20 protein-coding genes and 1 pseudogene are annotated in these 19270 nt (G+C 63.9%); 12 read left to right on the top strand and 9 right to left on the bottom strand.

What is annotated here, in order from left to right; genetic code table 11:
* Positions 1–13 precede the first annotated feature (13 nt).
* From E5CHR_RS21440 to E5CHR_RS21400, 9 genes and pseudogenes are all read left to right on the top strand, one after another.
* Positions 14–763, top strand: coding sequence for an electron transfer flavoprotein subunit beta/FixA family protein (locus tag E5CHR_RS21440; RefSeq protein WP_162581716.1), 750 nt, complete (start codon positions 14–16; stop codon positions 761–763).
* A 2-nt stretch (positions 764–765) separates the two neighbouring features.
* A complete protein-coding gene (locus E5CHR_RS21435; protein WP_162581715.1) occupies positions 766–1698 on the top strand; it encodes an electron transfer flavoprotein subunit alpha/FixB family protein in 933 nt (310 codons plus the stop codon).
* A gap of 10 nt (positions 1699–1708) precedes the next feature.
* Positions 1709–2104: a RidA family protein gene (locus tag E5CHR_RS21430; protein ID WP_162581714.1), complete on the top strand. Its 396-nt coding sequence runs from the start codon at positions 1709–1711 to the stop codon at positions 2102–2104.
* Positions 2105–2258: 154 nt separating this feature from the next.
* Positions 2259–2939, top strand: a pseudogene (locus E5CHR_RS21425) (alcohol dehydrogenase catalytic domain-containing protein); the annotation flags it as partial.
* A gap of 49 nt (positions 2940–2988) precedes the next feature.
* Positions 2989–4365, top strand: a complete 1377-nt coding sequence (locus tag E5CHR_RS21420) for an NAD-dependent succinate-semialdehyde dehydrogenase (RefSeq protein ID WP_162581713.1) — start codon at positions 2989–2991, stop codon at positions 4363–4365.
* Positions 4366–4435: 70 nt separating this feature from the next.
* A complete protein-coding gene (locus tag E5CHR_RS21415) occupies positions 4436–4843 on the top strand; it encodes a GFA family protein (RefSeq protein ID WP_162581712.1) in 408 nt (135 codons plus the stop codon).
* 46 nt (positions 4844–4889) lie between these two features.
* Complete coding sequence (locus E5CHR_RS21410; protein ID WP_162583829.1) at positions 4890–5345, top strand: (2Fe-2S)-binding protein; 456 nt, start codon at positions 4890–4892, stop codon at positions 5343–5345.
* Positions 5342–7591, top strand: coding sequence for a xanthine dehydrogenase family protein molybdopterin-binding subunit (locus E5CHR_RS21405; protein ID WP_162581711.1), 2250 nt, complete (start codon positions 5342–5344; stop codon positions 7589–7591). The genes E5CHR_RS21410 and E5CHR_RS21405 overlap by 4 nt, the downstream gene beginning before the upstream one ends.
* A gap of 26 nt (positions 7592–7617) precedes the next feature.
* Positions 7618–8871 carry a c-type cytochrome gene (locus E5CHR_RS21400; RefSeq protein ID WP_443083121.1) on the top strand — a complete coding sequence of 418 codons (1254 nt, stop codon included), beginning with the start codon at positions 7618–7620 and terminating at the stop codon, positions 8869–8871.
* 99 nt (positions 8872–8970) lie between these two features.
* Here the strand turns inward: E5CHR_RS21400 and E5CHR_RS21395 are convergent, their stop codons facing one another.
* The 6 genes from E5CHR_RS21395 to E5CHR_RS21370 form a co-directional block, all read right to left on the bottom strand.
* The gene (locus E5CHR_RS21395) at positions 8971–9756 is read right to left on the bottom strand and encodes an enoyl-CoA hydratase/isomerase family protein (RefSeq protein WP_162581710.1); all 786 of its coding nucleotides are present in this window, start codon (positions 9754–9756) and stop codon (positions 8971–8973) included.
* 50 nt (positions 9757–9806) lie between these two features.
* Complete coding sequence (locus E5CHR_RS21390) at positions 9807–10562, bottom strand: ABC transporter permease (RefSeq protein WP_162581709.1); 756 nt, start codon at positions 10560–10562, stop codon at positions 9807–9809.
* 13 nt (positions 10563–10575) lie between these two features.
* Positions 10576–11334: an ABC transporter permease gene (locus tag E5CHR_RS21385; protein WP_162581708.1), complete on the bottom strand. Its 759-nt coding sequence runs from the start codon at positions 11332–11334 to the stop codon at positions 10576–10578.
* Positions 11331–12104: an ABC transporter ATP-binding protein gene (locus E5CHR_RS21380; protein ID WP_232062149.1), complete on the bottom strand. Its 774-nt coding sequence runs from the start codon at positions 12102–12104 to the stop codon at positions 11331–11333. Before E5CHR_RS21380 ends, E5CHR_RS21385 begins: the two co-directional genes overlap by 4 nt.
* A 52-nt stretch (positions 12105–12156) precedes the next feature.
* Positions 12157–13098, bottom strand: a complete 942-nt coding sequence (locus E5CHR_RS21375; protein WP_162581707.1) for an ABC transporter substrate-binding protein — start codon at positions 13096–13098, stop codon at positions 12157–12159.
* Between the two features lie 205 nt (positions 13099–13303).
* On the bottom strand, positions 13304–13948 hold the full coding sequence (locus tag E5CHR_RS21370; protein ID WP_162581706.1) for a flavin reductase family protein: 645 nt from the start codon (positions 13946–13948) through the stop codon (positions 13304–13306).
* Positions 13949–14124: 176 nt separating this feature from the next.
* Between E5CHR_RS21370 and E5CHR_RS21365 the strand changes: the two genes are divergently transcribed.
* Entirely contained in the window at positions 14125–15147 is a 1023-nt protein-coding gene (locus tag E5CHR_RS21365; protein ID WP_162581705.1) for a substrate-binding domain-containing protein, read from the top strand.
* Positions 15148–15302: 155 nt separating this feature from the next.
* Positions 15303–15692, top strand: a complete 390-nt coding sequence (gene panD / locus E5CHR_RS21360; protein ID WP_162581704.1) for an aspartate 1-decarboxylase — start codon at positions 15303–15305, stop codon at positions 15690–15692.
* A gap of 435 nt (positions 15693–16127) precedes the next feature.
* Here the strand turns inward: panD and E5CHR_RS21355 are convergent, their stop codons facing one another.
* The 3 genes from E5CHR_RS21355 to E5CHR_RS21345 form a co-directional block, all read right to left on the bottom strand.
* Positions 16128–16466: a helix-turn-helix transcriptional regulator gene (locus tag E5CHR_RS21355; protein WP_232062148.1), complete on the bottom strand. Its 339-nt coding sequence runs from the start codon at positions 16464–16466 to the stop codon at positions 16128–16130.
* Positions 16467–16667: 201 nt separating this feature from the next.
* Positions 16668–17108, bottom strand: a complete 441-nt coding sequence (locus E5CHR_RS21350; RefSeq protein ID WP_162581703.1) for a hypothetical protein — start codon at positions 17106–17108, stop codon at positions 16668–16670.
* A 53-nt stretch (positions 17109–17161) separates the two neighbouring features.
* Positions 17162–18400, bottom strand: coding sequence for a hypothetical protein (locus E5CHR_RS21345; RefSeq protein WP_162581702.1), 1239 nt, complete (start codon positions 18398–18400; stop codon positions 17162–17164).
* Positions 18401–18722: 322 nt separating this feature from the next.
* Here E5CHR_RS21345 and radC point away from each other — a divergent pair, with 322 nt between their 5' ends.
* Positions 18723–19253 carry a RadC family protein gene (radC, locus tag E5CHR_RS21340; RefSeq protein ID WP_162581701.1) on the top strand — a complete coding sequence of 177 codons (531 nt, stop codon included), beginning with the start codon at positions 18723–18725 and terminating at the stop codon, positions 19251–19253.
* The last annotated feature ends 17 nt before the right edge of the window (positions 19254–19270 follow it).

Raw genomic sequence — 19270 nt, 5'->3', positions numbered from 1 at the left:
AGAGGCGACCAGCATGAAGATCCTTGTCGCTGTCAAACGCGTGGTCGACTACAACGTGAAGGTCCGGGTGAAATCGGACCACACGGGCGTGGACATCGCCAACGTGAAGATGAGCATGAACCCCTTCGACGAAATCGCCGTCGAAGAGGCCGTGCGCTTGAAGGAAAAGGGTGCGGCTATCGAGATCGTTGCCGTCTCCTGCGGGCCGGCGCGGTGCGAGGAAACGCTGCGCACGGCCATGGCCATCGGTGCCGATCGCGGCATTCTTGTCGAAACGACCGAAGAGCTTCAGCCTCTGGCCGTAGCCAAGCTGCTCAAGGCTCTGGTGGACAGAGAGCAGCCCGGGCTTGTGATTCTGGGCAAGCAAGCAATTGACGATGACTGCAATCAGACCGGCCAGATGCTCGCCGCGCTGGCGGACCTGCCGCAGGCCACTTTCGCCTCCAAGGTCGAAATCGCTGAAGGCAAGGCCACGGTCACGCGGGAAGTCGACGGCGGCCTGGAAACCATCTCGGTCAGCTTGCCCGCCGTCGTCACCACCGACCTTCGCCTGAACGAGCCGCGCTACGTGACGCTGCCCAACATCATGAAGGCCAAGAAGAAGCCGCTCGAGACCGTGAAGCCCGAGGACCTCGGCGTCGCGCTCAAGCCGTACTTGAAGACCCTCAAGGTCACCGAACCTGCGAAGCGCTCGGCTGGCATCAAAGTGCCCGACGTGGCCGCGCTGGTGCAAAAACTCAAGACCGAAGCCAAGGTGATCTGAACATGACCGCTCTCGTCATTGCCGAGCACGACAACTCCAGCCTCAAGGGCGCCACCTTCAATACCGTGACCGCGGCGCTCGCTTGCGGCGGCGAGGTGCACGTCCTCGTAGCAGGGCACAACACGAGCGATGCCGCCGAGGCCGCGGCGGGCATCGCGGGCGTGGCCAAGGTGATCCGCGCCGACAGCGAGGCCTTCGCACATGGCCTAGCCGAGAACGTCGCCGCGCAGGTGGTCGCGCTGGCCGGCGGCTACAGCCACATCCTCTTTCCGGCGACGGCTAGCGGGAAGAACATTGCGCCCCGCGTCGCAGCGGTGCTGGAAGCGGGGCAGATCTCGGAGGTGACCAAGATCCACTGCGCCGACACCTTCGAGCGCCCCATTTACGCAGGCAACGCTATCGCGACGGTGCAGAGCCTGACCGAGAAGAGCGTGATCACTGTGCGCACCACCGGCTTCGATCCGGCGGCGGCCACCGGCGGCAGTGCGGCCATCGAGCAGATCGCGACCGTATCCGCCAGCAGCAAGAGCACCTTCGTGAGCGCCGAACTCGTCAAGAGTGACCGGCCGGAGTTGACTGCGGCCAAGATCATCGTGTCCGGCGGAAGAGCGCTGGGCAGCAGCGAGAAGTTCATCGAGGTCATGATGCCATTGGCCGACAAGCTGGGCGCGGCCATCGGCGCGAGCCGTGCGGCGGTGGACGCGGGCTACGCTGCGAACGACCTGCAGGTGGGCCAGACCGGCAAGATCGTGGCACCGCAGCTTTACATCGCAGCAGGCATTTCCGGCGCGATCCAGCATCTGGCGGGCATGAAGGACTCCAAGGTGATCGTGGCGATCAACAAAGACCCGGAGGCCCCGATCTTCGCCGTCGCCGACTACGGACTGGAAGCGGATCTGTTCACGGCCGTGCCGGAACTGACCAAGGCGCTGTAGGAATTCGGAGATGTGCGCCAACAAGATAACCCCGATCAACCCTGCTGACCTTGCGCAACCGGGCGGTCATTACTCGCATGGAACCGTCGCCAACGGATTCGTCTTTGTTTCCGGTCAACTCCCCATCACATCGGCGGGAGAAAAGCTCGTGGACGCGAGTTTTTCGGTACAGGCCCGGCAGGTCCTGGAGAACGTCGGGACCGTCCTGACGGCCTGCGGCAGCGGCATCGCCAACCTGGTTCAGGTTCGCGTCTATATCGACGGCATAGACAACTGGCCCGAGTTCAACAGGATCTATGCCGAGTGGGCGGGAAGCAGTCAGCCCAGTCGGGCAGTGGTATCGACCAGCCAACTCCACTATGGGCTCAAGGTGGAAGTCGAAGCCGTGGCGCTGCAGGGTTCCTGAAAAGTCCCGCTACGGGAAATTCGTCATCTGCGAAAAATCGTTTTCTATCAAACGATTTCGAAAAATATATTGAATACACGTTTGGCTTCCAACAATCCAATGCTAGCTTCAGCGAAATCGTTTTCGTAGAAGGAAGATCAAGATGGTGAACCAAATGACGCGAACAATGCGGGCGGTGCAAGTGGCAATCGCAGGCGGTCCCCTGGAGCTCGTCGAGCGCGAAGTCCCCAAGCCGCCCCAAGGCCATGTGTTGATCAAGGTGCAGGCGTGCGGCATCTGCCACAGCGACTCGCACACGAAGGATGGTTCCTGGCCGGGTCTCCAGTTGCCTCGTGTGCCAGGCCATGAGATCGCCGGCGTGATCGACACGCTCGGCGCCGGCGTCCAGGGATGGCGCGCCGGACAGCGGGTCGGCGTGGGCTGGCACGGCGGGCATTGCGGCCACTGCGACAACTGCAGGCACGGCGACTTCGTGCGGTGCGAGCGCCTGCGCATTCCCGGCATCAGCTATGACGGCGGGTACGCGGAGTACATGGTGGCGCCGCAGGAAGCCCTCGCGCGCATCCCTGATGACCTGCCGGACGCCGATGCTGCACCGCTGCTTTGTGCGGGTCTCACCACCTTTAACGCCCTGCGTAACAGCGGCGCCCGCGCGGGTCGACTGGTGGCAATCCTCGGGGTCGGTGGTCTCGGCCACCTGGGCGTGCAGTTCGCCCGGAAGATGGGCTTCGTGACCGCAGCGATCGACCGCGGAGAGGCCAAGGCCGAGCTCGCGAAGCAACTCGGCGCGCACCACTACATCGACAGCGAATCGCAGCAAGTCGGGCAGGCCTTGCCTGGAGCCCTCCCTCCGCGCTTCAAGCGCAAAGAACAAGGAACAGAAAATGAGCTTTCGCACCATCAACCCGGCCACGGGCGAGTTCGTCAAGGAATTCCCGCTGCAATCCGACGAGCAGGTGTTCGCCGCGCTGGAGACCGCCGACAGGCGTTATCGCGAAGACTGGAAATTCAGGCCGGTAGCCGAGCGCGCCAAGATCATCGCCCGCGCTGCACAGATCCTGCGCGAGAAGCGCGACGAATATGTCAAATACCTCACCCTCGAGATGGGGAAGGTGACCCGCTTCGGCTACATGGAGGTCGATCTCGTTGCGGACATCCTGGACTACTACGCAAAGAATGCGGAACGCTTCCTTGCGCCGCAGCCGCTGCCTGACGAGCCCGGCGCCACGGTGGTGGCCGAGCCGATCGGCGTGCTCTTCGCCATTGAGCCGTGGAACTTTCCCTACTACCAACTGGTCCGCGTCGCCGCGCCGCAGCTCGTCGCGGGCAACGTGGTGCTCATGAAGCATGCGCCGAACGTGCCTCATTGCGCACTTGCCTTCGCGCGGCTCTTCGAGGAAGCAGGCGCGCCGGAAGGCGTCTACACCAACCTCTTTTGCAGCGTCGAGCAGGCCGCGAAGCTGATCGACGACTTCCGCGTGCGCGGCGTCGCCCTGACCGGCAGCGAACGCGCGGGCGCCTCCGTTGGCGAACGGGCCGGGCGTAATCTCAAGAAGGTGGTTCTCGAGCTGGGCGGCAGCGACCCGGCGCTCATCCTGAAGGGCGCGCCGCTCGATCACGCGGTCGAGCAGTGCGTGATGGGCCGCACGTTCAACTCGGGTCAGGGCTGCGTCAACATCAAGCGTGTCATCGTCGTCGGCAAGGAGCGCGGCGCGCAGATGCTGGAGGCGCTGAAGGAGCGGTTCGCAGCGATCAAGGTGGGCGACCCGACGGACGAAGCGACCGTGCTCGGCCCGCTGGTCAGCGAGACCGCGCTGAACGGGTTGCTCAAGCAGATCGAGGAGGCGAAGGCCGCGGGCGCGCGCATCGTCTACGGCGGCAAGCGCGTCGAACGCCCCGGCTTCTATCTCGAGCCGACCATCGTCACGGACATCGACGTTGACAACCCGCTCTACCAGCAGGAGGCCTTCGGCCCGGTGCTGTCCTTCTATGTCGTGGACACCGAGGAAGAAGCGATCGAGCTGGCCAACGCCACCCGCTATGGGCTCGGCGGCTACGTCTTCGACGCGGACATCGAGCATGCCAAGCAGGTGGCGTCGCGCATCGAGTCCGGCATGGTCTACATCAACTCCTGTTTCGTCGACTCGCCGGGGCTGCCTTTCGGCGGCGTCAAGAACGCCGGCTTCGGACGGGAGTTGGCGGAAGTGGGCATCGGTGAATTCCTGAACCGCAAGCTGATCCGGGTTGCCAGCGCGGCTTGAACGCCGCAACGGACGGCGCAGCCCATCAAGAAGGAAGCCGATATCCCGGCTTTCGATAGAGAAAGAAATCATGAAACATCGCGAAGGCGGATGCCTCTGCGGCGCCGTGCGCTACGTGCTGAAGGGCGAACCGCAGGCCGCAGCCATATGTAATTGCAGGCACTGCCAGAGGCAAAGCGGCAGCCTCTTCTCCTTCAACCTCTTCATCGCCGAAGCCGACTATGAGCAACGCGGCGAGACCAAGTTCTTCGAGGACAGGGGCGACAGCGGACAGCTCTCCTACCGGCATTTCTGCGGGAGCTGCGGCTCGCCGGTAATTACCAAGGTGGCGATGATGCCCGGCCAGGTCCTGGTGAAGGCCGGCACGCTCGACAGCCTGGAGGGACTGCCGTCCCCGCAGGTCGAGATCTATACCGACCGCGCGGTGGAATGGCTCGCGCCGTTCACCGGCGCGAATCGTTTTGCGCTCAGCCCATGAACGGCCACACGTTCGCCATCACGAAGACCTTCTGATTGCCAAAGCCATGCCAATACTCGACATCAACGGCCGGAAGCACGACGTCGACGCGTCGCCCGATATGCCCCTGCTGTGGGCAATTCGTGATCTCGTCGGCCTGACAGGCACCAAGTTCGGTTGCGGCATCGCTCAGTGCGGCGCCTGTACCGTGCATCTCGACGGCGTCGCGGCTCGCTCCTGCGTGATGCCGCTGGCGGCGGTTGCGGATCGAAAGATCACCACGATCGAAGGCGTTGGCGCAACGCCCATCGGCAAAAAAGTCCGGGACGCATGGCGCGCACTGGACGTCGTGCAATGCGGCTACTGCCAGTCGGGCCAGGTGATGTCGGCGACAGCGCTGATCGCCAGCAATCCGGCGCCGAGCGATGCCGATATCGATGCCGCCATGGCCGGCAACATCTGCCGATGCGGCACCTACAACCGGATTCGTGCCGCGATCAAGCAGGCCGTGAAGAGCACATGAGCACGTTACACGAATCGTCTGGTGCGCGGCAGAGCGCGGGCCTGTCGCGCCGCAGTCTGCTCGGGTTGGTCGCCACGGTAGGCACGGCCGCCGGCGGCGGTTTGTTGTTCGGCTTCAGCGTGCCGGCACGCAGCCAGGGCGGGGCGCGCACGTCTGTGATCGACGGCGACGGCGTCGAGATGCCGCGCGAGGGCGTATTCGCCCCCAACGCCTTCATCCAAATTGATCGCCGCGGCAAGGTCACGCTGGTCATGCCGAAGGTCGAGATGGGGCAAGGCGTGTACACGTCCATTCCGATGCTGCTTGCCGAGGAGCTCGAGGTGCCGCTTGCGAGCGTCACGCTCGCTCATGCGCCGCCGAACGAGAAGCTCTTTGCCGATCCGATGCTGGCCGAACAGCTGACCGGCGCTTCGACTTCGATTCGCTACGCATGGGAGCCGATGCGAAAGGCCGGCGCGAGCACGCGCACCTTGCTTGTCGCGGCCGCGGCACAGCGCTGGAAGGTCGATCCCTCGGGCTGCGTGGCGCGGGAAGGGCGGGTCTTGCATCCGCAGACTAGTCGCAGCATTGGTTACGGTGAGCTGGTCGATGTCGCAGCCAGACTGCAGCCGCCGCAGGATGTCAGGCTCAAGGACCCGAAGGACTTCAAGTTGATCGGCACTCGCGTGAAGCGCCTCGACTCGCCGGAGAAGGTGAATGGTACCGCGGTCTTCGGTCTGGATGTGCGTGTGCCCGGCATGGTGTACGCGGCGATAGCGACCTGTCCCGTGTTCGGCGGCAGGCTGGCGAAATTCGACGACACGCACACGAGAAAAATTCCCGACGTGCAGCAGGTCGTCAGCTTCGACAACGGGGTCGCCGTGATCGGGGCGCACACGTGGGCCGCCAGGCGCGGTCTGCAGGCGCTCGAGATCCAATGGGACGAGGGCGCAGGCGCCGACGTTTCGACCGAGACGATCGTCACTGACCTCGTGAAGGCGTCGCAGCGCAGCGGCGCGGTGGCGCGCAAGGAAGGCGATGTCGAAAAAGCCTTTGCCAACGCGAAGACGCGCATCGATGCGGTCTACCACCAGCCGTTCCTTGCGCACGCGACGATGGAGCCGGTGAACTGCACGGTGCGCGTCCGGCCGGACGCCTGCGAGGTGTGGGTGGGCACGCAGGTGCCCGGCCGCGTGGCCGATGCGGCGGCGAAGGTCACTGGGCTGCCGCCGGAGAAGATCATCGTCCACAACCATCTGCTGGGTGGCGGATTCGGCAGGCGCCTGGAAATCGACATGGTCACGCAGGCCGTGAAAGTGGCCAGGCAGTTGAATGTGCCGGTGAAGGTCGTGTGGACGCGCGAGGAAGACATTCAGCACGACATGTACCGGCCGTACTACTACGACCGCATTTCCGCCGGCCTCGACGCGAACGGCATGCCAGTGGCTTGGCAGCATCGCATCGTCGGTTCTTCGATCCTGGCGCGCTACGCACCGGCCGCGATGATGAAGAACGGTGTCGACCCCGATGCCGTGGCCGTGGCGGCCGAGTTGCCCTACGACCTTCCCAACCAGCTCGTCGACTACGTTCGCCAGGAGCCGCGGGGCATACCCACGGCGTTCTGGCGCGGCGTGGGCCCGACGCGCAGCGCGTTTGTCGTCGAGACCTTCATCGACGAACTCGCGACGCACGCGAAAGTGGACCCGGTGAAGTACCGCCAAGCCCTGCTCGGAAAGTCGCCGCGTGCACTGAACGTGCTCAACGAAGCCACGCGCGCGGCGAAATGGACGGCTGGCGCGCAACAAGGCAAAGGCAAGGGCCGGGGCGTGTCCCTCATGCACGCATTCGGCAGCTTCTTCGCGATGGTTGTCGACGTGACCGTGGACGACGGTGAGGTGCGCGTGGATCACGTGACCTGCGCAGTTGATTGCGGCATGGCGGTCAATCCCGACACGATCGAGGCCCAGATGCAGGGCGGCATCGTCTTCGGCCTCACGGCGGCGCTCTACGGCGAGATCACCTTCAAGAATGGGCGCGTCGAGCAGAGCAACTTCAACGACTATCGGGTCTTGCGTATCAATGAAACGCCGAACATCGACGTGCATCTCGTGAAGAGCAGCGAAGCGCCTGGCGGCATCGGCGAGCCGGGCACGTCGGCGTTGCAACCGGCGCTCGCCAATGCGATCTTCGCGGCCACCGGCAAGCGGTTGCACGCCTTGCCAATCGGCGACCAACTGAAGTCAAACGCGAGTGGAGGCCGTCGATAACCCACGCACCGAAGACGTTTGCCACGCTGGGATTTGCGCTCTCACTGGCATCGGGCGGCCCCGCCACGACCGCGCATGCCGCTACCGCGCCCGACCAGGCGCTGGTTTCGCGCGGAGCCTATCTTGCAAAGGCAGGCGATTGCATCGCCTGCCACTCGGCACAGCGCGGCGAGCCGTTCGCCGGCGGCCTGCCCATGACGACGCCGGTCGGGCGCATCTACTCGACCAACATCACTCCCGATCCGGACACCGGCATCGGCCGCTACACCCAGGAAGAATTCATTCGCGCGATGCGCGAAGGCATCGCAAGGGACGGCCACAACCTGTATCCGGCCATGCCGTATCCGTCGTACGCCAAAGTCAACGACGGCGACATGCAGGCGCTCTACGCCTACTTCATGCATGGTGTGGAACCCGTGAACCGGGAGAATCAGAAGTCCGAGATTCGGTGGCCATTGAGCATCCGCTGGCCGCTGAAAGTATGGAACTTCATGTTCCTCGACAAGGGTGTGTACCAGGACAAGCCCGGCAAGGATGCCGAGTGGAATCGCGGCGCCTACCTGGTGCAGGGGCTGGGGCATTGCGGTTCGTGCCACACACCGCGCGGTGTCGCGTTCCAGGAAAAGGCACTCGACGAAGGCGGCAGCACGTTTCTCTCCGGCGCGTTGATAGAAGGCTGGTTTGCCTCGAACCTGACGGGTGAGCACAACGTCGGCCTGGGCCGCTGGAGTGGACCGGAACTCGTGAGCTTCCTGAAGACCGGCGCGAACCGGCATGCCACCGCGTTCGGCTCCATGACGGAGGTTGTCAACAACAGCACGCAGGCGATGACCGATACCGACCTCGGCGCGATGGCCGCCTATCTGAAAACGCTTCCGGCGCAGGGCGGCAATGGCGCACCACCTTATGCCTACGACGCGCAAAAGACGAAGGTGTCGCTGAGCCGGCCGGCCGGCAATGCAGGCGCGCGCATCTACACAACGCATTGCCTGCAGTGCCACGGCGCCGATGGGCGCGGTTTCGCGCCCATGCTCGCGCCGCTCGCCGGCAATCCCAATGTGTTGGAGCGCAATCCGTCGTCACTCATCAACGTGACGCTGAACGGCACCGGGGATCTCGTCGTTCGAGGTATTCCGGCGGCGTACCCGATGCCCAAGTACGCCGCCGTGCTGAGCAATCGGGACATTGCCGACGTGCTGACCTTCATTCGTGCAGGCTGGAACAACAGCGCGGGGGCAGTCAGCCCGAAGGAGGTTGCGAAGTTGAGAGGCGGCTCCTGACTTCATCCTTCCTGACATTCCATTGGAGGTCAGGATGGATCGGCCCCGGCGACGAAGCACCCGCCGGCTGGAAGCGGGGCGAGATGTCAGTTGCTCGTGTCAGCTGCCGGTGTATGCCGCCGGCCGCCGTTCGGAAAAGGCCGCGACGCCCTCGTGTGCATCGCGGGTCAGGAGCAGTTGCCGTTGCAGCGCCGATTCCTGGAGCAAGCCTTCCTCGACGGAGAGTCCGTAGCTGGCAAGTACCGAACGACGCGCGGCAACGACGGCGAGCGGTCCATTCTTGGCGAGCTGCCGGGCGATGGCCAGCGCGGCTTCTTCGAGCGCCTCGCTGGACACCAACTCGGTCACGAGGCCGTGGTTGAGCGCGAAGGCCGCGTCGAACGTGTCGCCCGTGAGGATCATCCGCATTGCAACACCCAGTCCCGTCACCTTGGCGAGCCGCTGCGTGCCGCCGCCACCGGGAAGAATGCCCAGCCTGGCTTCGGGAAGGCCGAAGCTCGATGCGTGCGTCGCGATGCGGATGTCGCAGGCAAGCGCCAGCTCCAGCCCGCCAGCCACGCAGAATCCTTCGATGGCCGCGATCGTCGGCTTGGCGACGTCCTGAGCGCCAGTCAGCCCGCCGAAGCTGATGATCGATGTGGGTTCCTGGCTGGCCGCGCGGCCGCGCCGGTAGGGCAGGTAGTCGCGAATGTCGGCGCCGGTACAGAACGCACGGCCTCCCTGGCCGGACAGGATCGCGACCTTCAGTTGCGGGTCGTCGTTGAAGCGCTGCCAGGCGTCCGCAAGCGCGCGGTCGTGCTCGACGTCCAGCGCGTTGTGTTGCTGGGGACGGTTGATGACGATGCGGGCAATGGCGTGGTCAATGATTTGGAAATCGATGGACATCTGGAGGGTTCTGTTGGGAGGAGGAGAGGGGAAGAAGAAGGGACCGGGTGTCAGCGCTTCATCCCGGGCAACTTCCTCGAGACGCAGCGCTCCAGCCACTCGAGCGCCCAGTTCACGCCGACGCCGATGATGCCTACGGTGGACAACAGAGCGAAGACGGCGGGTGCATCGAAGTCGCGCTGGGCGGAGAGCAGCATGCGCCCGATGCCGGGGCGGGTGGCCAGCATCTCCACGAGAAGCGCGACGATGATGGCCAGCGGCACGGCCACGCGCAGCCCCGCGATCACGCTGGAGAGGATGCTAGGCACGTAGATGTTCATCACCTTGCTGCGGGCCGAGATCCGCAACGTATGGCCGGTGTTGACGAGAGTCGGATGGATGGACCGCGTGGCCTGCAGCACATTCAACAGGATCGGCCAGACCGCCGCGAGCGAGACGACCGTGGCACCGAGCACGGCGCCGCTGCCGATCAGCAGCATTGCCACGGGCACGATGGTGGGCGGCGGCACGGACCGCAGGAACTCGAGCGTGGGCGCCACCGCTTCGGAAACTGCAGGCCGGACGCCGAGGATCGCACCCATGGCTGTGCCCACCACGCCGGCGATAAAGGTGGACAGCACGACGGTCTTCAGCGTGGCCAGCACGGCGAGTTGAAGCTCGCCGGCTGCGAGCATCGCCTGCGCGCTCGCGAGCCAGGTCTGAGGCGGCGGTGCGATGGGCGAGGCGGGGTCGCCCACGGCTTGCCAAAGGCACAGCAATGCGACGGGCGTGGCAAGGCTCAGGAGGATGCGAGACATCTTGTTCATGGGCTCGCTCCTTTCAGCTCGCCTGGGCCAGGCCGGGCAGCAGGCGCCGGACGGCGAAGCCCAGGGCGAAGTTCGCGCAGACGCCCAGCACGCCGATGGCGAAGAGGTACGCGAAGGTCTCGCTCGCCCGCATCGCTTCCTGCGCGCTGACTAGCCCCCAGCCGAGGCCGGCAGGATTGCCGACCATTTCAGCGACCACGCTGACGACCAGGCAGAGGCTGAAGCTGAGGCGCGCCCCCACGAGAATCTGGCTGAAGGCTGCGGGTGTGACGACGCTGCGCAACGTGTGCCACTTGCTCAAGTGCAGCGTGGCGGCCACCTCGAAGATTCTTGCGTGAAGCCCTTCGATGGCGGCCCTGCTGCTGGAGATGAGCGGCCAGATACTGGCGAACACCGTCACGGTGATCTCGGTCTTCCATGAAAAACCGAAGACCAGCACCGCGGGTGGAATGAGTGCCACCGCCGGCAACGGCCTGAGCAGTTCGATGAGCAGCGACAGCATGGTGCGAAGCGTGCTGAAGGTGCCCAGCGCCATGCCGAGCGGTATGCCTATGAGCAGGCAGATCGCCCAGCTCGCGAGGGCCGCGGCGAAGGTGTGCGCGGCGTCCGCGGCCAGGCGCCCGTCGATGAGGCTCTCGGTGAGCGCGCGACCGATCTCGGTGGGCGTGGGCAGCACGTTGAGCCCGTCGTTGACCATGACGGCGAGTTGCCAGGCGCCGAGGAGCGCGATGGGCACCAGCCATTGACGCACCCTGCGTGAGTGGCCGGTCATCGGGCAGCTCCGTGCAAGCGCTCCAGCAACTCGTGCCGCGCGTGCAGGTATTCCGGCATCTCCTTGGTGGAAATCTGGTCGCGGCGCGCGGGAAGAGGCGGGCGTATTTCCGAGGCGATCGTTCCCGGCGATCCTGCGAGCAGGACGACGCGATCGCCCAGATAGATGGCCTCGTCCACGTCGTGCGTGATGAAGACGATGGTGGCACCGGTGCTCGCCTGAATGTTGCGCAGCTCGTCCTGCAGCTTCGCCTTCGTCATGGCATCGAGCGCGCCGAAGGGCTCGTCCATCAGCAGGACCTTGGGTTGCAATGCCAGGGCGCGCGCGATCTGCAGCCGTTGTTGCATGCCGCCGGAAAGCTTCGCGGGGTATTCCCGTTCGGCCTTCTGCAGGCCCACCAGCGCGAGCGCCGTGTCGAGGCGGCGGTCGAGCTCTGCGCCGGAGATTTTTTCCTCGATGCCGAGCGCCACGTTGGCGCGAACCGTTCGCCATGGCAGCAGGGCATTGCCATAGTCCTGGAACACGGTCACGACGCCTTCGGGCGGGCTGCGGAACGCCTTGCCCTCGTACAGGACGGCGCCGCTCGTTGGCGCGCAGAAGCCGCCCAATGCACGCAGCAGGGTGGTCTTTCCGGTGCCCGATCCGCCCACCAGGCACAGGAACTCCTGGCGGCCCACTTGCAGGTCGATGCCCTGGAGGATCACCTTGTCGCCGGTGGCCGATGCCAATCTGACTTCTGCGCGTTCGCAGATGAATACGGGTGAATTCATGGTTCTCTGGCCCGAGGGCCGTTGTCTCTTCGGGTTGTCTCTTTGCGTTGCGTCACTCGAAGCTGGCGCCCGCCGCGGTCAGTTTCTCGTTGATGGCGCCTACAGCCAGAGACGCCTTGATCCAGGTGTCGATCGCCGTGTCGTCCAGCCGGGTGCTGTAGGCGGGCAGGCGCACCGCGTTGGCGATCTCGTCGGGCAGGCGTGTCCACTTTGTGAGCACCGCGCGCGATGCCTTGTCGTTTTTCTGGATGTATTGATTCGCCTCGTCGAGTGCCGCACGCCAGGCGAGCACCGCCGCGCGGTTGTCTTTGGCCCACTGGCCGTTGGCCATCCAGCAGGTCAGCACCACCGGGTCCGCCACCGAGAGCATCGGATTGCCCAGGCTGGTCGTGGCGACCTTGCCCGGCGCGGAGGCAAAAGGCTCGACGATCTCGGCCGCCGCGACGCGCCCGACCGCCAGTTGGTCGCCCATGTTGGCGAAGGCCATCTCCTGGAAGCGGATGTCGTTGGTGTCGATGCCCTGTTGGCGCAGCGCGTTCAGCGTGGCAATGTGGATCACGCCGTTGAGCGAAGGCGTGGCGACGACCTGCCCCTTGAGGTCGGCCATGCGCTTGACCGGTCCGTCTGCGCGGGTCAGCAGGCGCATCTGCTGGTTGCTCGACATCTCCTGGGTGTTGCCCGCAATGCCGACGACGTCCAGTTTCTTGAGCCGCGCCTTGATGATGTCGATCGGCGTGCAGCCCGACACCTCGAACTGTCGGCCCAGTGCGCCCACGACGGTCGAGACGTTCTGCACCGTCGTGATCTCGACGTCCAGGCCATGGGCCTCGAACAGACCTTTGTCCTTGGCGACCCACAGCGGAAGCCATGCAGCCGAAACGACGGATGCAACCCGGATCTTGGTCTTGGCGGGTGTTTGTGCCACGGCTTCCATAGACGTGGCAAACGAAGCCCAGATCAGCAATGGAGCGAGCAGGCGAAAAACGGATTGCATGGGGTCTCCTTTATGTGAATGAGTTGGCCCAGTACCAGCGGCAAGAAGACGCACGCTGGCCGATCGGGCCTTGCCGCAAATGGCGCGGTTCAGCGCAGCCGATGCCATCAAATCGACCATGGCGAAGGCTGTATGTGCGAGTCGCGGAGACGCGCGCTTCCGTCGCATCGTCTCCAGCGATTGCTGCGAACGGACGGCCTGTCCGCTAACTGCCGTGCGAGTCGCGAAGGGCTTCGTCGGGCGCGCGGTGGATCTCGACCATCCACTCCTGCGACAGCAATGCGTAGTCACTCAACCCACCGCATCGCATGAGCGGGCGAGCCAACGCGGTCTGGTAGACGCCATCCTTGAGCAGGTCGTGGTCGATGTGGACGCCGACAACCTCCCCGAGGACCAGCCATCCAGGCAACTGCTCTCCGCGCGTGTTTCGGAACTGCACCACATCCACCACCTTGCACTCCATCGAGGCTCGGCTTTCAGCGACGCGCGGCGCGCTCACCTTGTTCGCGGCAATGGCTGTCAGGCCAGCCAGCTTGAACTCGTCGACTCCCCGGGCCACCGGTTGGGAGGTCATGTTCATCTGCTCTCCGAGGTCTTCGGATACCAGGTTCCAGACGAACTCACCCGTCTCCACCGCGTTCTGCGCGGTGTCCTTCCAGCCGGTGCTGGCAAAGCCGAGGATGGGTGGGTCGTAGTGGAACGTGTTGAAGAAGCTGTAGGGCGCGAGGTTGAAACCTCCCTCCTTGCTCCTCGTAGAGATCCACCCAATGGGCCGCGGCGCGATGATGGAGTTGAGCGGGTTGTGCCGAAGCCCATGCCCGGCAGCGGGCTCGTAGAAATGAAACTCCATATGCAGTCCTTGGAAAGAGCTTGGAAAGCCCTGAAAACAAATCTCGAAAACGATTTCGGTGAATGTTAAAAACCCTTCGTAAAAATGTCAAGAATGGGAAGAGGGCGCCTCTGAAATCGGTTTCGCACCCGTGCACTTATCAGCGACAATGACGCCCTGAATCAAGGGACCATCGATTGAACATTCATGAATTTGCAGCGAAGCTGAAGCTCTCGGTCAGCACCGTGTCCAAGGCCATGAACGGACGAGAAGACGTGAGCCAGGCAACACGAGAGCGAGTCCTTGCGGCTGCGGCCCGCTTTGGCTTCTCGCCGGATCCGGCCGGGCGCAGGCTAAGGCGCCAGACGTCAGACACCATCGGCTTCGTGCTCTCGGCCCCGCAGGCCTCGTTTGTGCACCCGTTCTTCCTGAACATGCTGATGGGCGTGGACGAGCAACTCGACGGGTCGAACTACCAGGTCATCATCGCCTCGGCACGAAGCATCGAAACGGAGATCGATGTGTTCAAGCGCTTGGTCGAGCGCCAGCGCGTGGACGCGTTGCTGTTTGGCCGCACTCGGCGAGACGATGAACGGATCGCATACCTTCAGAAACGCGATATTCCTTTCGTGGCGTTCGGCCGGAGCGATACGCAGAAGGGTTTTCCGTACCTGGACATCGACCACACCGTCGTCGGGCGTGCTGGTTGCGCGCGATTCATCGCGCTGGGCCATCGCCGGATTGCGTTGGTGCACGCTCCCGAGTTCCTGATGTTCAGCCACCACCAGCGAGTGGGTTACGAGGCGGCGCTTCGCGCGGCAGGAATCCCCATCGATCCGGCGCTTTGCCTTGAAGCCGCGCCTTCCGAAGAAGGCGGCGTCGATGCCGCCCGTCGTCTCTTCGAGTTGCCTGATCCGCCCACCGCCATCGTGTGCGGGCATGACATCGTGGCCATGGGCGTCATGCGCGCTATTTCAGAGACTGGCAGGGTTCCGGGGAAAGACATCGGGGTGATCGGGGGAGACGACCATCCGATCGGTCGCCTACTGTCACCTGCGCTAACGACGTTCAGCGCAGAGACCCACCGCGCCGGCAAGCGGATGGTGGAGATGCTCCTTGCTCGCTTGAACGGCACGCCTGCCGAAGAGCTTCAGGAACTATGGAACCCGGAGTTGATACTTCGCGCGTCGGACGGTCCGCCGCGCACCTCGGCCCCGTGAAGAAGGCCGGCATACGCAGTCAATTCTCGAAGCGGAGCGCGTTCGAGATGCATTGATGCGATCGTTCCATGTTGTCGTCGATGAGTGGACATATACAGTAGCGAGCCGTTCACAATTGCGGCTCTTCCTCAGTTGATATCGAAGGACTCTCCATCATGTTCCGTACCTTGCTCAAGTCGAAGATTCACCGGGCTACCGTCACAGACTGCGAATTGCATTACGAAGGCTCATGCGCAATCGATGAGGATCTTCTTGACGCGGCCAACATGGTGGAAAACGAACAGGTGCATATCTGGAACATCAACAATGGCGAGCGTTTCGTCACGTATGCGATCCGCGGCCAGCGCGGTAGCGGGATCATTTCGGTCAACGGATCGGCGGCCAGGCGGGCATCCGTTGGTGACTTGATCATCATCGCCGCCTTCGGGACGGTGGCAGAGGAGAAGGTGACTGACCATCTTCCCAAGCTTGTCTTCGTCGACGAGGCCAACCGCATAAAGCAGCAGCGCGATCATGTGCCCGTGCAACTCGCAACTGCAAGCTGACTCCACCTGCTGTTTCTCGATAGGGCTATGACCAGCGGTTGATTTAGGAATGCCGCAGCCGCGAGTGTCTTCGAGCTCGCTGCCCAGGCTGATGGTGGAGCCGAAGCGGTCATGCGCGGTCCTGCAAAAGCAAAACTCTCTCTCCAACTAGCGGTGGCTCCAGCGCCATCTCATGCACGCAGCGCAACACCTCCCTTCGTAAACGCCCACTTATCGTCAGTTGGCGAACGTGAGGGCCAAAATTCGAAGACTGTGATGTCGGCCAAAGTTGCCGAAGGCCGCTTTGCAGCGAAAACGGAAGTCGCGATTCCGCACCGCCTCGGACCCGGATCGGTCGCTGCATTCGATCACGCGGTGCAGGTCACCTCGGGCTAATGCTCGGGAATCAATCAGTGAGCAACGTCCATTACACCTTAGTATGTCGGGCGTCTTGCGTCAGCTTGGCTGCCCGTTCATGCGCTCCGCGATCCAGGATTGCACGGCGCTCTCTGGCCATGCTGCGGTGCGCTGACCGGTTTTCACCGATCGCGGAAAGATGCCCCTGTGCATTTGTTCGTAGATGGCTGACCTGCGCAGGCCAGTGAGGCGCTCGACTTCAGGCAGTCTCAGAAGCCTGTCGGGGGCGGGCTTGATCCTCTGCGCCAGCGGTATCGTTGAGTCGGAGCAAAGGAGCGTGAGCGCCTCATGCAGCAGATGAGCCACCTGCATGGCTCGTGGAGCGGCAGGATCTGCGGCGACGAACGCGCTCGATTCAGGGTTGGTCTGGGCTCGCATGGGCATTGCCTTTCGGTTCTTCCGCAGCGCGTCCAATGCCGTTGCGGGACGTCCATAGGTTGCCAGGGATGTCTGTTGAGACCGACCCGCTGTAGCGATGCGAGGCGTATCGGAGCGCCGGGCGTGCGAATCGGAAAGGGCGTTCAGCACATGCCGAGCCTTCGTGCACTCTGGACCAAAGTGGGCGTGGGCCGATACCCTTCAATTCCCTCCCTTCTTCCTTTGCAGCAGAAACGCCTTGCGTTCGGCTCGTGCTTCGGCAATTTGCTTGAGTTCGGTGTAGGACTTTGCGTCGAGAACCGCTCCGCTGGGATTCTTCGCGTTCGGGTTCAAGACCACGGCGAAGTAGCCGGGCGGCGATTTTTCTCCAGCCTCGCGATAGATCTGCACCTGCATGCCGCTGTGCATGTACTCTTCGACGATCTGATCATGGTCCGAGGGTTCCGAGTGCGGAATCTGCGCCTTCTCATGACGCGTTCCATCTTCCGCGGCGATCGGGAAGACGTTCAGTTCCAGAACCCGGGCATTCAAGCCCACCTGAATTGCCGATCGCAGTGCGGCCTTGGTTGCGTCTGCACCCTGATCCGCGAGCGGGTTCATTTCGATGAGAACGTGCGCAAGGATTCGGCGGTTTTCGGCCATCTCGGGTTCCGATCGTTTCTGCGAAGGTTGGTGATGTGGTCTGGGGCCGCGCCTCATTCCGGCCACCAAAGCGGCCGTTCCGGCTGCGCCGCTTCGGCACGCAATGTGTCGGCCAGTTCATGCACGGGGTCCTTGAGGCTGCTTCGCACGAGTGCGATCCATGTGCGCAATGCGTCATCCTCGGGTTGATCGTCGGCGATCCCCTCCAGGCGCGACAGCACATCCAGGGCACTGTGATAGGTCGTCAGGGACTGGCCGACCGCGACGGCGCGAGGCAGTTGATTCGCCCGCGCCTCGCGGCGCTGGGTACGCGCCTGCTCTGCGGCCATCGCGATGTCGTGTGCCCGGGCTGCTTCCCGCTCCTGCTGCCGTCGGATGGCGGCTTCTTCGGCCCGCAGCTTGGACCTGAGTGCTTCGGCTTCCGGGAATGCGATCAGGGCGCGTGTGATCTCCGGGAGTTGCTGCTCCAGCTGTTCGCGGCTGCCTGTCCACTGGCGGGCGATGGCGTGCCAGTCTCTCTCCAGCTTCAGCTTGTAGCTGTCGAGGGCCTTGTACTCATCCCGATAAAAGAGGAAATCCTGGCGCCTGGGTTGCGCAATCTTCTCCACCTTTTCGGAGAAGTTCAGCTTGATGGCGCCGCCCGCGCGCCGGATCTCAACCGTGTTCGATGCCTCTCCCCGGCCAGCGACGACCTGGCAGCCTCCGGCGATCAGTCCCCGGATGAGCGCTTCGTGGAAACGCAGAATCCAGTCGATGTGGGTCAGGGTCGCGGTGATGCGCAGGCAGCCGCTGCCGGAGGTGTGCCGGCCCGTGGTCATCCTGTGGCTCGACATGCCGCCGAAGAAGGGCTTGCGCAGTCGCCTGGCTTCTTCAGCCTCCACCGCCAACTTCGCCTCATCGCGCTGGATGGACTGAAAAAAGCGAGCGGTCTTCGCCACCAGCGGGTGGCAGTGGTCGAGTGAGGCCGGTAGATCGATGGACTGCAGGGCAACGGCGTCCTTGGCCCGGGAGAACGCTTGCTGGACCTGCTGGATCCTCGTGGCGTCGGAGGAGCGGGCCGCCGTGGTGTCTTTCTCCGGCAGGTGGATTTCGTGATCGACGTCGGAAGGCGGCAGGGGGGTCTGCACGCAGATCTTGCCGACCGCGAGACGGGTCCAATAGCCGACGGGCGGAACAGGGATGTTGTATCGGCGGCAGAGCTTGGAGAGTCCGACATCGGACAGACCGAGATTCGGCCCCAGATGGCGTAGCGGTGTCTGCCAGACCAACGCATACAGTTCGGATCGTTTCACGCACATCTCCATCGTCAGTCGAAAGGAAGACTCCGGCCAAACCGATTGGGTACGCCGAACTGAGCCTCTGCCCCTATTTTTTATCAGCGTCCTGCGCCCCTTTCTCATGGAAGAGCCACTGCGCGCTGCGCTTGCCCAATCGGGGGGGCGCGTGGTGGGGCGGCTTGCTGGTTCCCTTCATCCTTGCACACCGTTCTTGCCATCAAGGTCTGCGCGTGCTGCGCACGCTGGCGTCCTTCGGCCGTCTGTCGAACCCTGACGGCTGCGCTGCGGCGTGCCGGTTCCGGTCTCGGGCAATCCCGCCCGGTCACTGGAGTCCGCCATGTCGCACGATCTGTTCTCTTCCCTTGATTCCTTCGGTTCGGTTCCCTCGTCTTCGCTGTTGGTTCGCGATGTCGCGGGCGCGTACCGGCCTGCCGAGGCCGATGAAGTGCTGGCTGCGGCGCAGCGGGTGCTGGCGAGCCGGGTGCGCGGCGCCAACGTGCTGACGTCGCCGGCGGTGGTCAAGGACTTCCTGCGGGCGCGGCTCGGTGCCTTGCCCCATGAGGTCTTCGCGGTTGTCCACCTGGATGCGCAGCATGTGGTCCTGGACTACGTCGAGATGTTCCGGGGCACCGTGACGCAGACCTCGGTCTATCCGCGCGAGGTGGTCAAGGATGCGCTGGCGCTCAACAGTTCCGCGCTCCTGTTCGTGCATTGCCACCCGAGCGGTTGCGCCCAGCCTTCGTTGGCCGACGAACATCTGACGCGGACGCTCAGGCAGGCGGCGGCGCTGGTGGACGTGCGGGTGCTGGATCACCTGATCGTCGCGGGCAGCACGGTCCTGTCGATGGCCGAGCGAGGGCTTCTGTGACCCAGGGGCCCTCGGGT

Origin of the sequence: Variovorax sp. PBS-H4 (genome assembly GCF_901827205.1) — a bacterium.
In the GTDB taxonomy this organism is placed as follows: domain Bacteria; phylum Pseudomonadota; class Gammaproteobacteria; order Burkholderiales; family Burkholderiaceae_C; genus Variovorax.
This window is presented reverse-complemented; position numbering and strand designations above follow the sequence as displayed.

What these genes read in the sequence shown, in the direction of transcription:
- E5CHR_RS21440 (WP_162581716.1), top strand. Translation starts at nt 14, where the DNA reads ATGAAGATCCTTGTCGCTGTCAAACGCGTGGTCGACTACAACGTGAAG.
- E5CHR_RS21435 (WP_162581715.1), top strand. Translation starts at nt 766, where the DNA reads ATGACCGCTCTCGTCATTGCCGAGCACGACAACTCCAGCCTCAAGGGC.
- E5CHR_RS21430 (WP_162581714.1), top strand. Translation starts at nt 1,709, where the DNA reads ATGTGCGCCAACAAGATAACCCCGATCAACCCTGCTGACCTTGCGCAA.
- E5CHR_RS21420 (WP_162581713.1), top strand. Translation starts at nt 2,989, where the DNA reads ATGAGCTTTCGCACCATCAACCCGGCCACGGGCGAGTTCGTCAAGGAA.
- E5CHR_RS21415 (WP_162581712.1), top strand. Translation starts at nt 4,436, where the DNA reads ATGAAACATCGCGAAGGCGGATGCCTCTGCGGCGCCGTGCGCTACGTG.
- E5CHR_RS21410 (WP_162583829.1), top strand. Translation starts at nt 4,890, where the DNA reads ATGCCAATACTCGACATCAACGGCCGGAAGCACGACGTCGACGCGTCG.
- E5CHR_RS21405 (WP_162581711.1), top strand. Translation starts at nt 5,342, where the DNA reads ATGAGCACGTTACACGAATCGTCTGGTGCGCGGCAGAGCGCGGGCCTG.
- E5CHR_RS21395 (WP_162581710.1), bottom strand. Translation starts at nt 9,756, where the DNA reads ATGTCCATCGATTTCCAAATCATTGACCACGCCATTGCCCGCATCGTC.
- E5CHR_RS21390 (WP_162581709.1), bottom strand. Translation starts at nt 10,562, where the DNA reads ATGAACAAGATGTCTCGCATCCTCCTGAGCCTTGCCACGCCCGTCGCA.
- E5CHR_RS21385 (WP_162581708.1), bottom strand. Translation starts at nt 11,334, where the DNA reads ATGACCGGCCACTCACGCAGGGTGCGTCAATGGCTGGTGCCCATCGCG.
- E5CHR_RS21380 (WP_232062149.1), bottom strand. Translation starts at nt 12,104, where the DNA reads ATGAATTCACCCGTATTCATCTGCGAACGCGCAGAAGTCAGATTGGCA.
- E5CHR_RS21375 (WP_162581707.1), bottom strand. Translation starts at nt 13,098, where the DNA reads ATGCAATCCGTTTTTCGCCTGCTCGCTCCATTGCTGATCTGGGCTTCG.
- E5CHR_RS21370 (WP_162581706.1), bottom strand. Translation starts at nt 13,948, where the DNA reads ATGGAGTTTCATTTCTACGAGCCCGCTGCCGGGCATGGGCTTCGGCAC.
- panD (WP_162581704.1), top strand. Translation starts at nt 15,303, where the DNA reads ATGTTCCGTACCTTGCTCAAGTCGAAGATTCACCGGGCTACCGTCACA.
- E5CHR_RS21355 (WP_232062148.1), bottom strand. Translation starts at nt 16,466, where the DNA reads ATGCGAGCCCAGACCAACCCTGAATCGAGCGCGTTCGTCGCCGCAGAT.
- E5CHR_RS21350 (WP_162581703.1), bottom strand. Translation starts at nt 17,108, where the DNA reads ATGGCCGAAAACCGCCGAATCCTTGCGCACGTTCTCATCGAAATGAAC.
- radC (WP_162581701.1), top strand. Translation starts at nt 18,723, where the DNA reads ATGTCGCACGATCTGTTCTCTTCCCTTGATTCCTTCGGTTCGGTTCCC.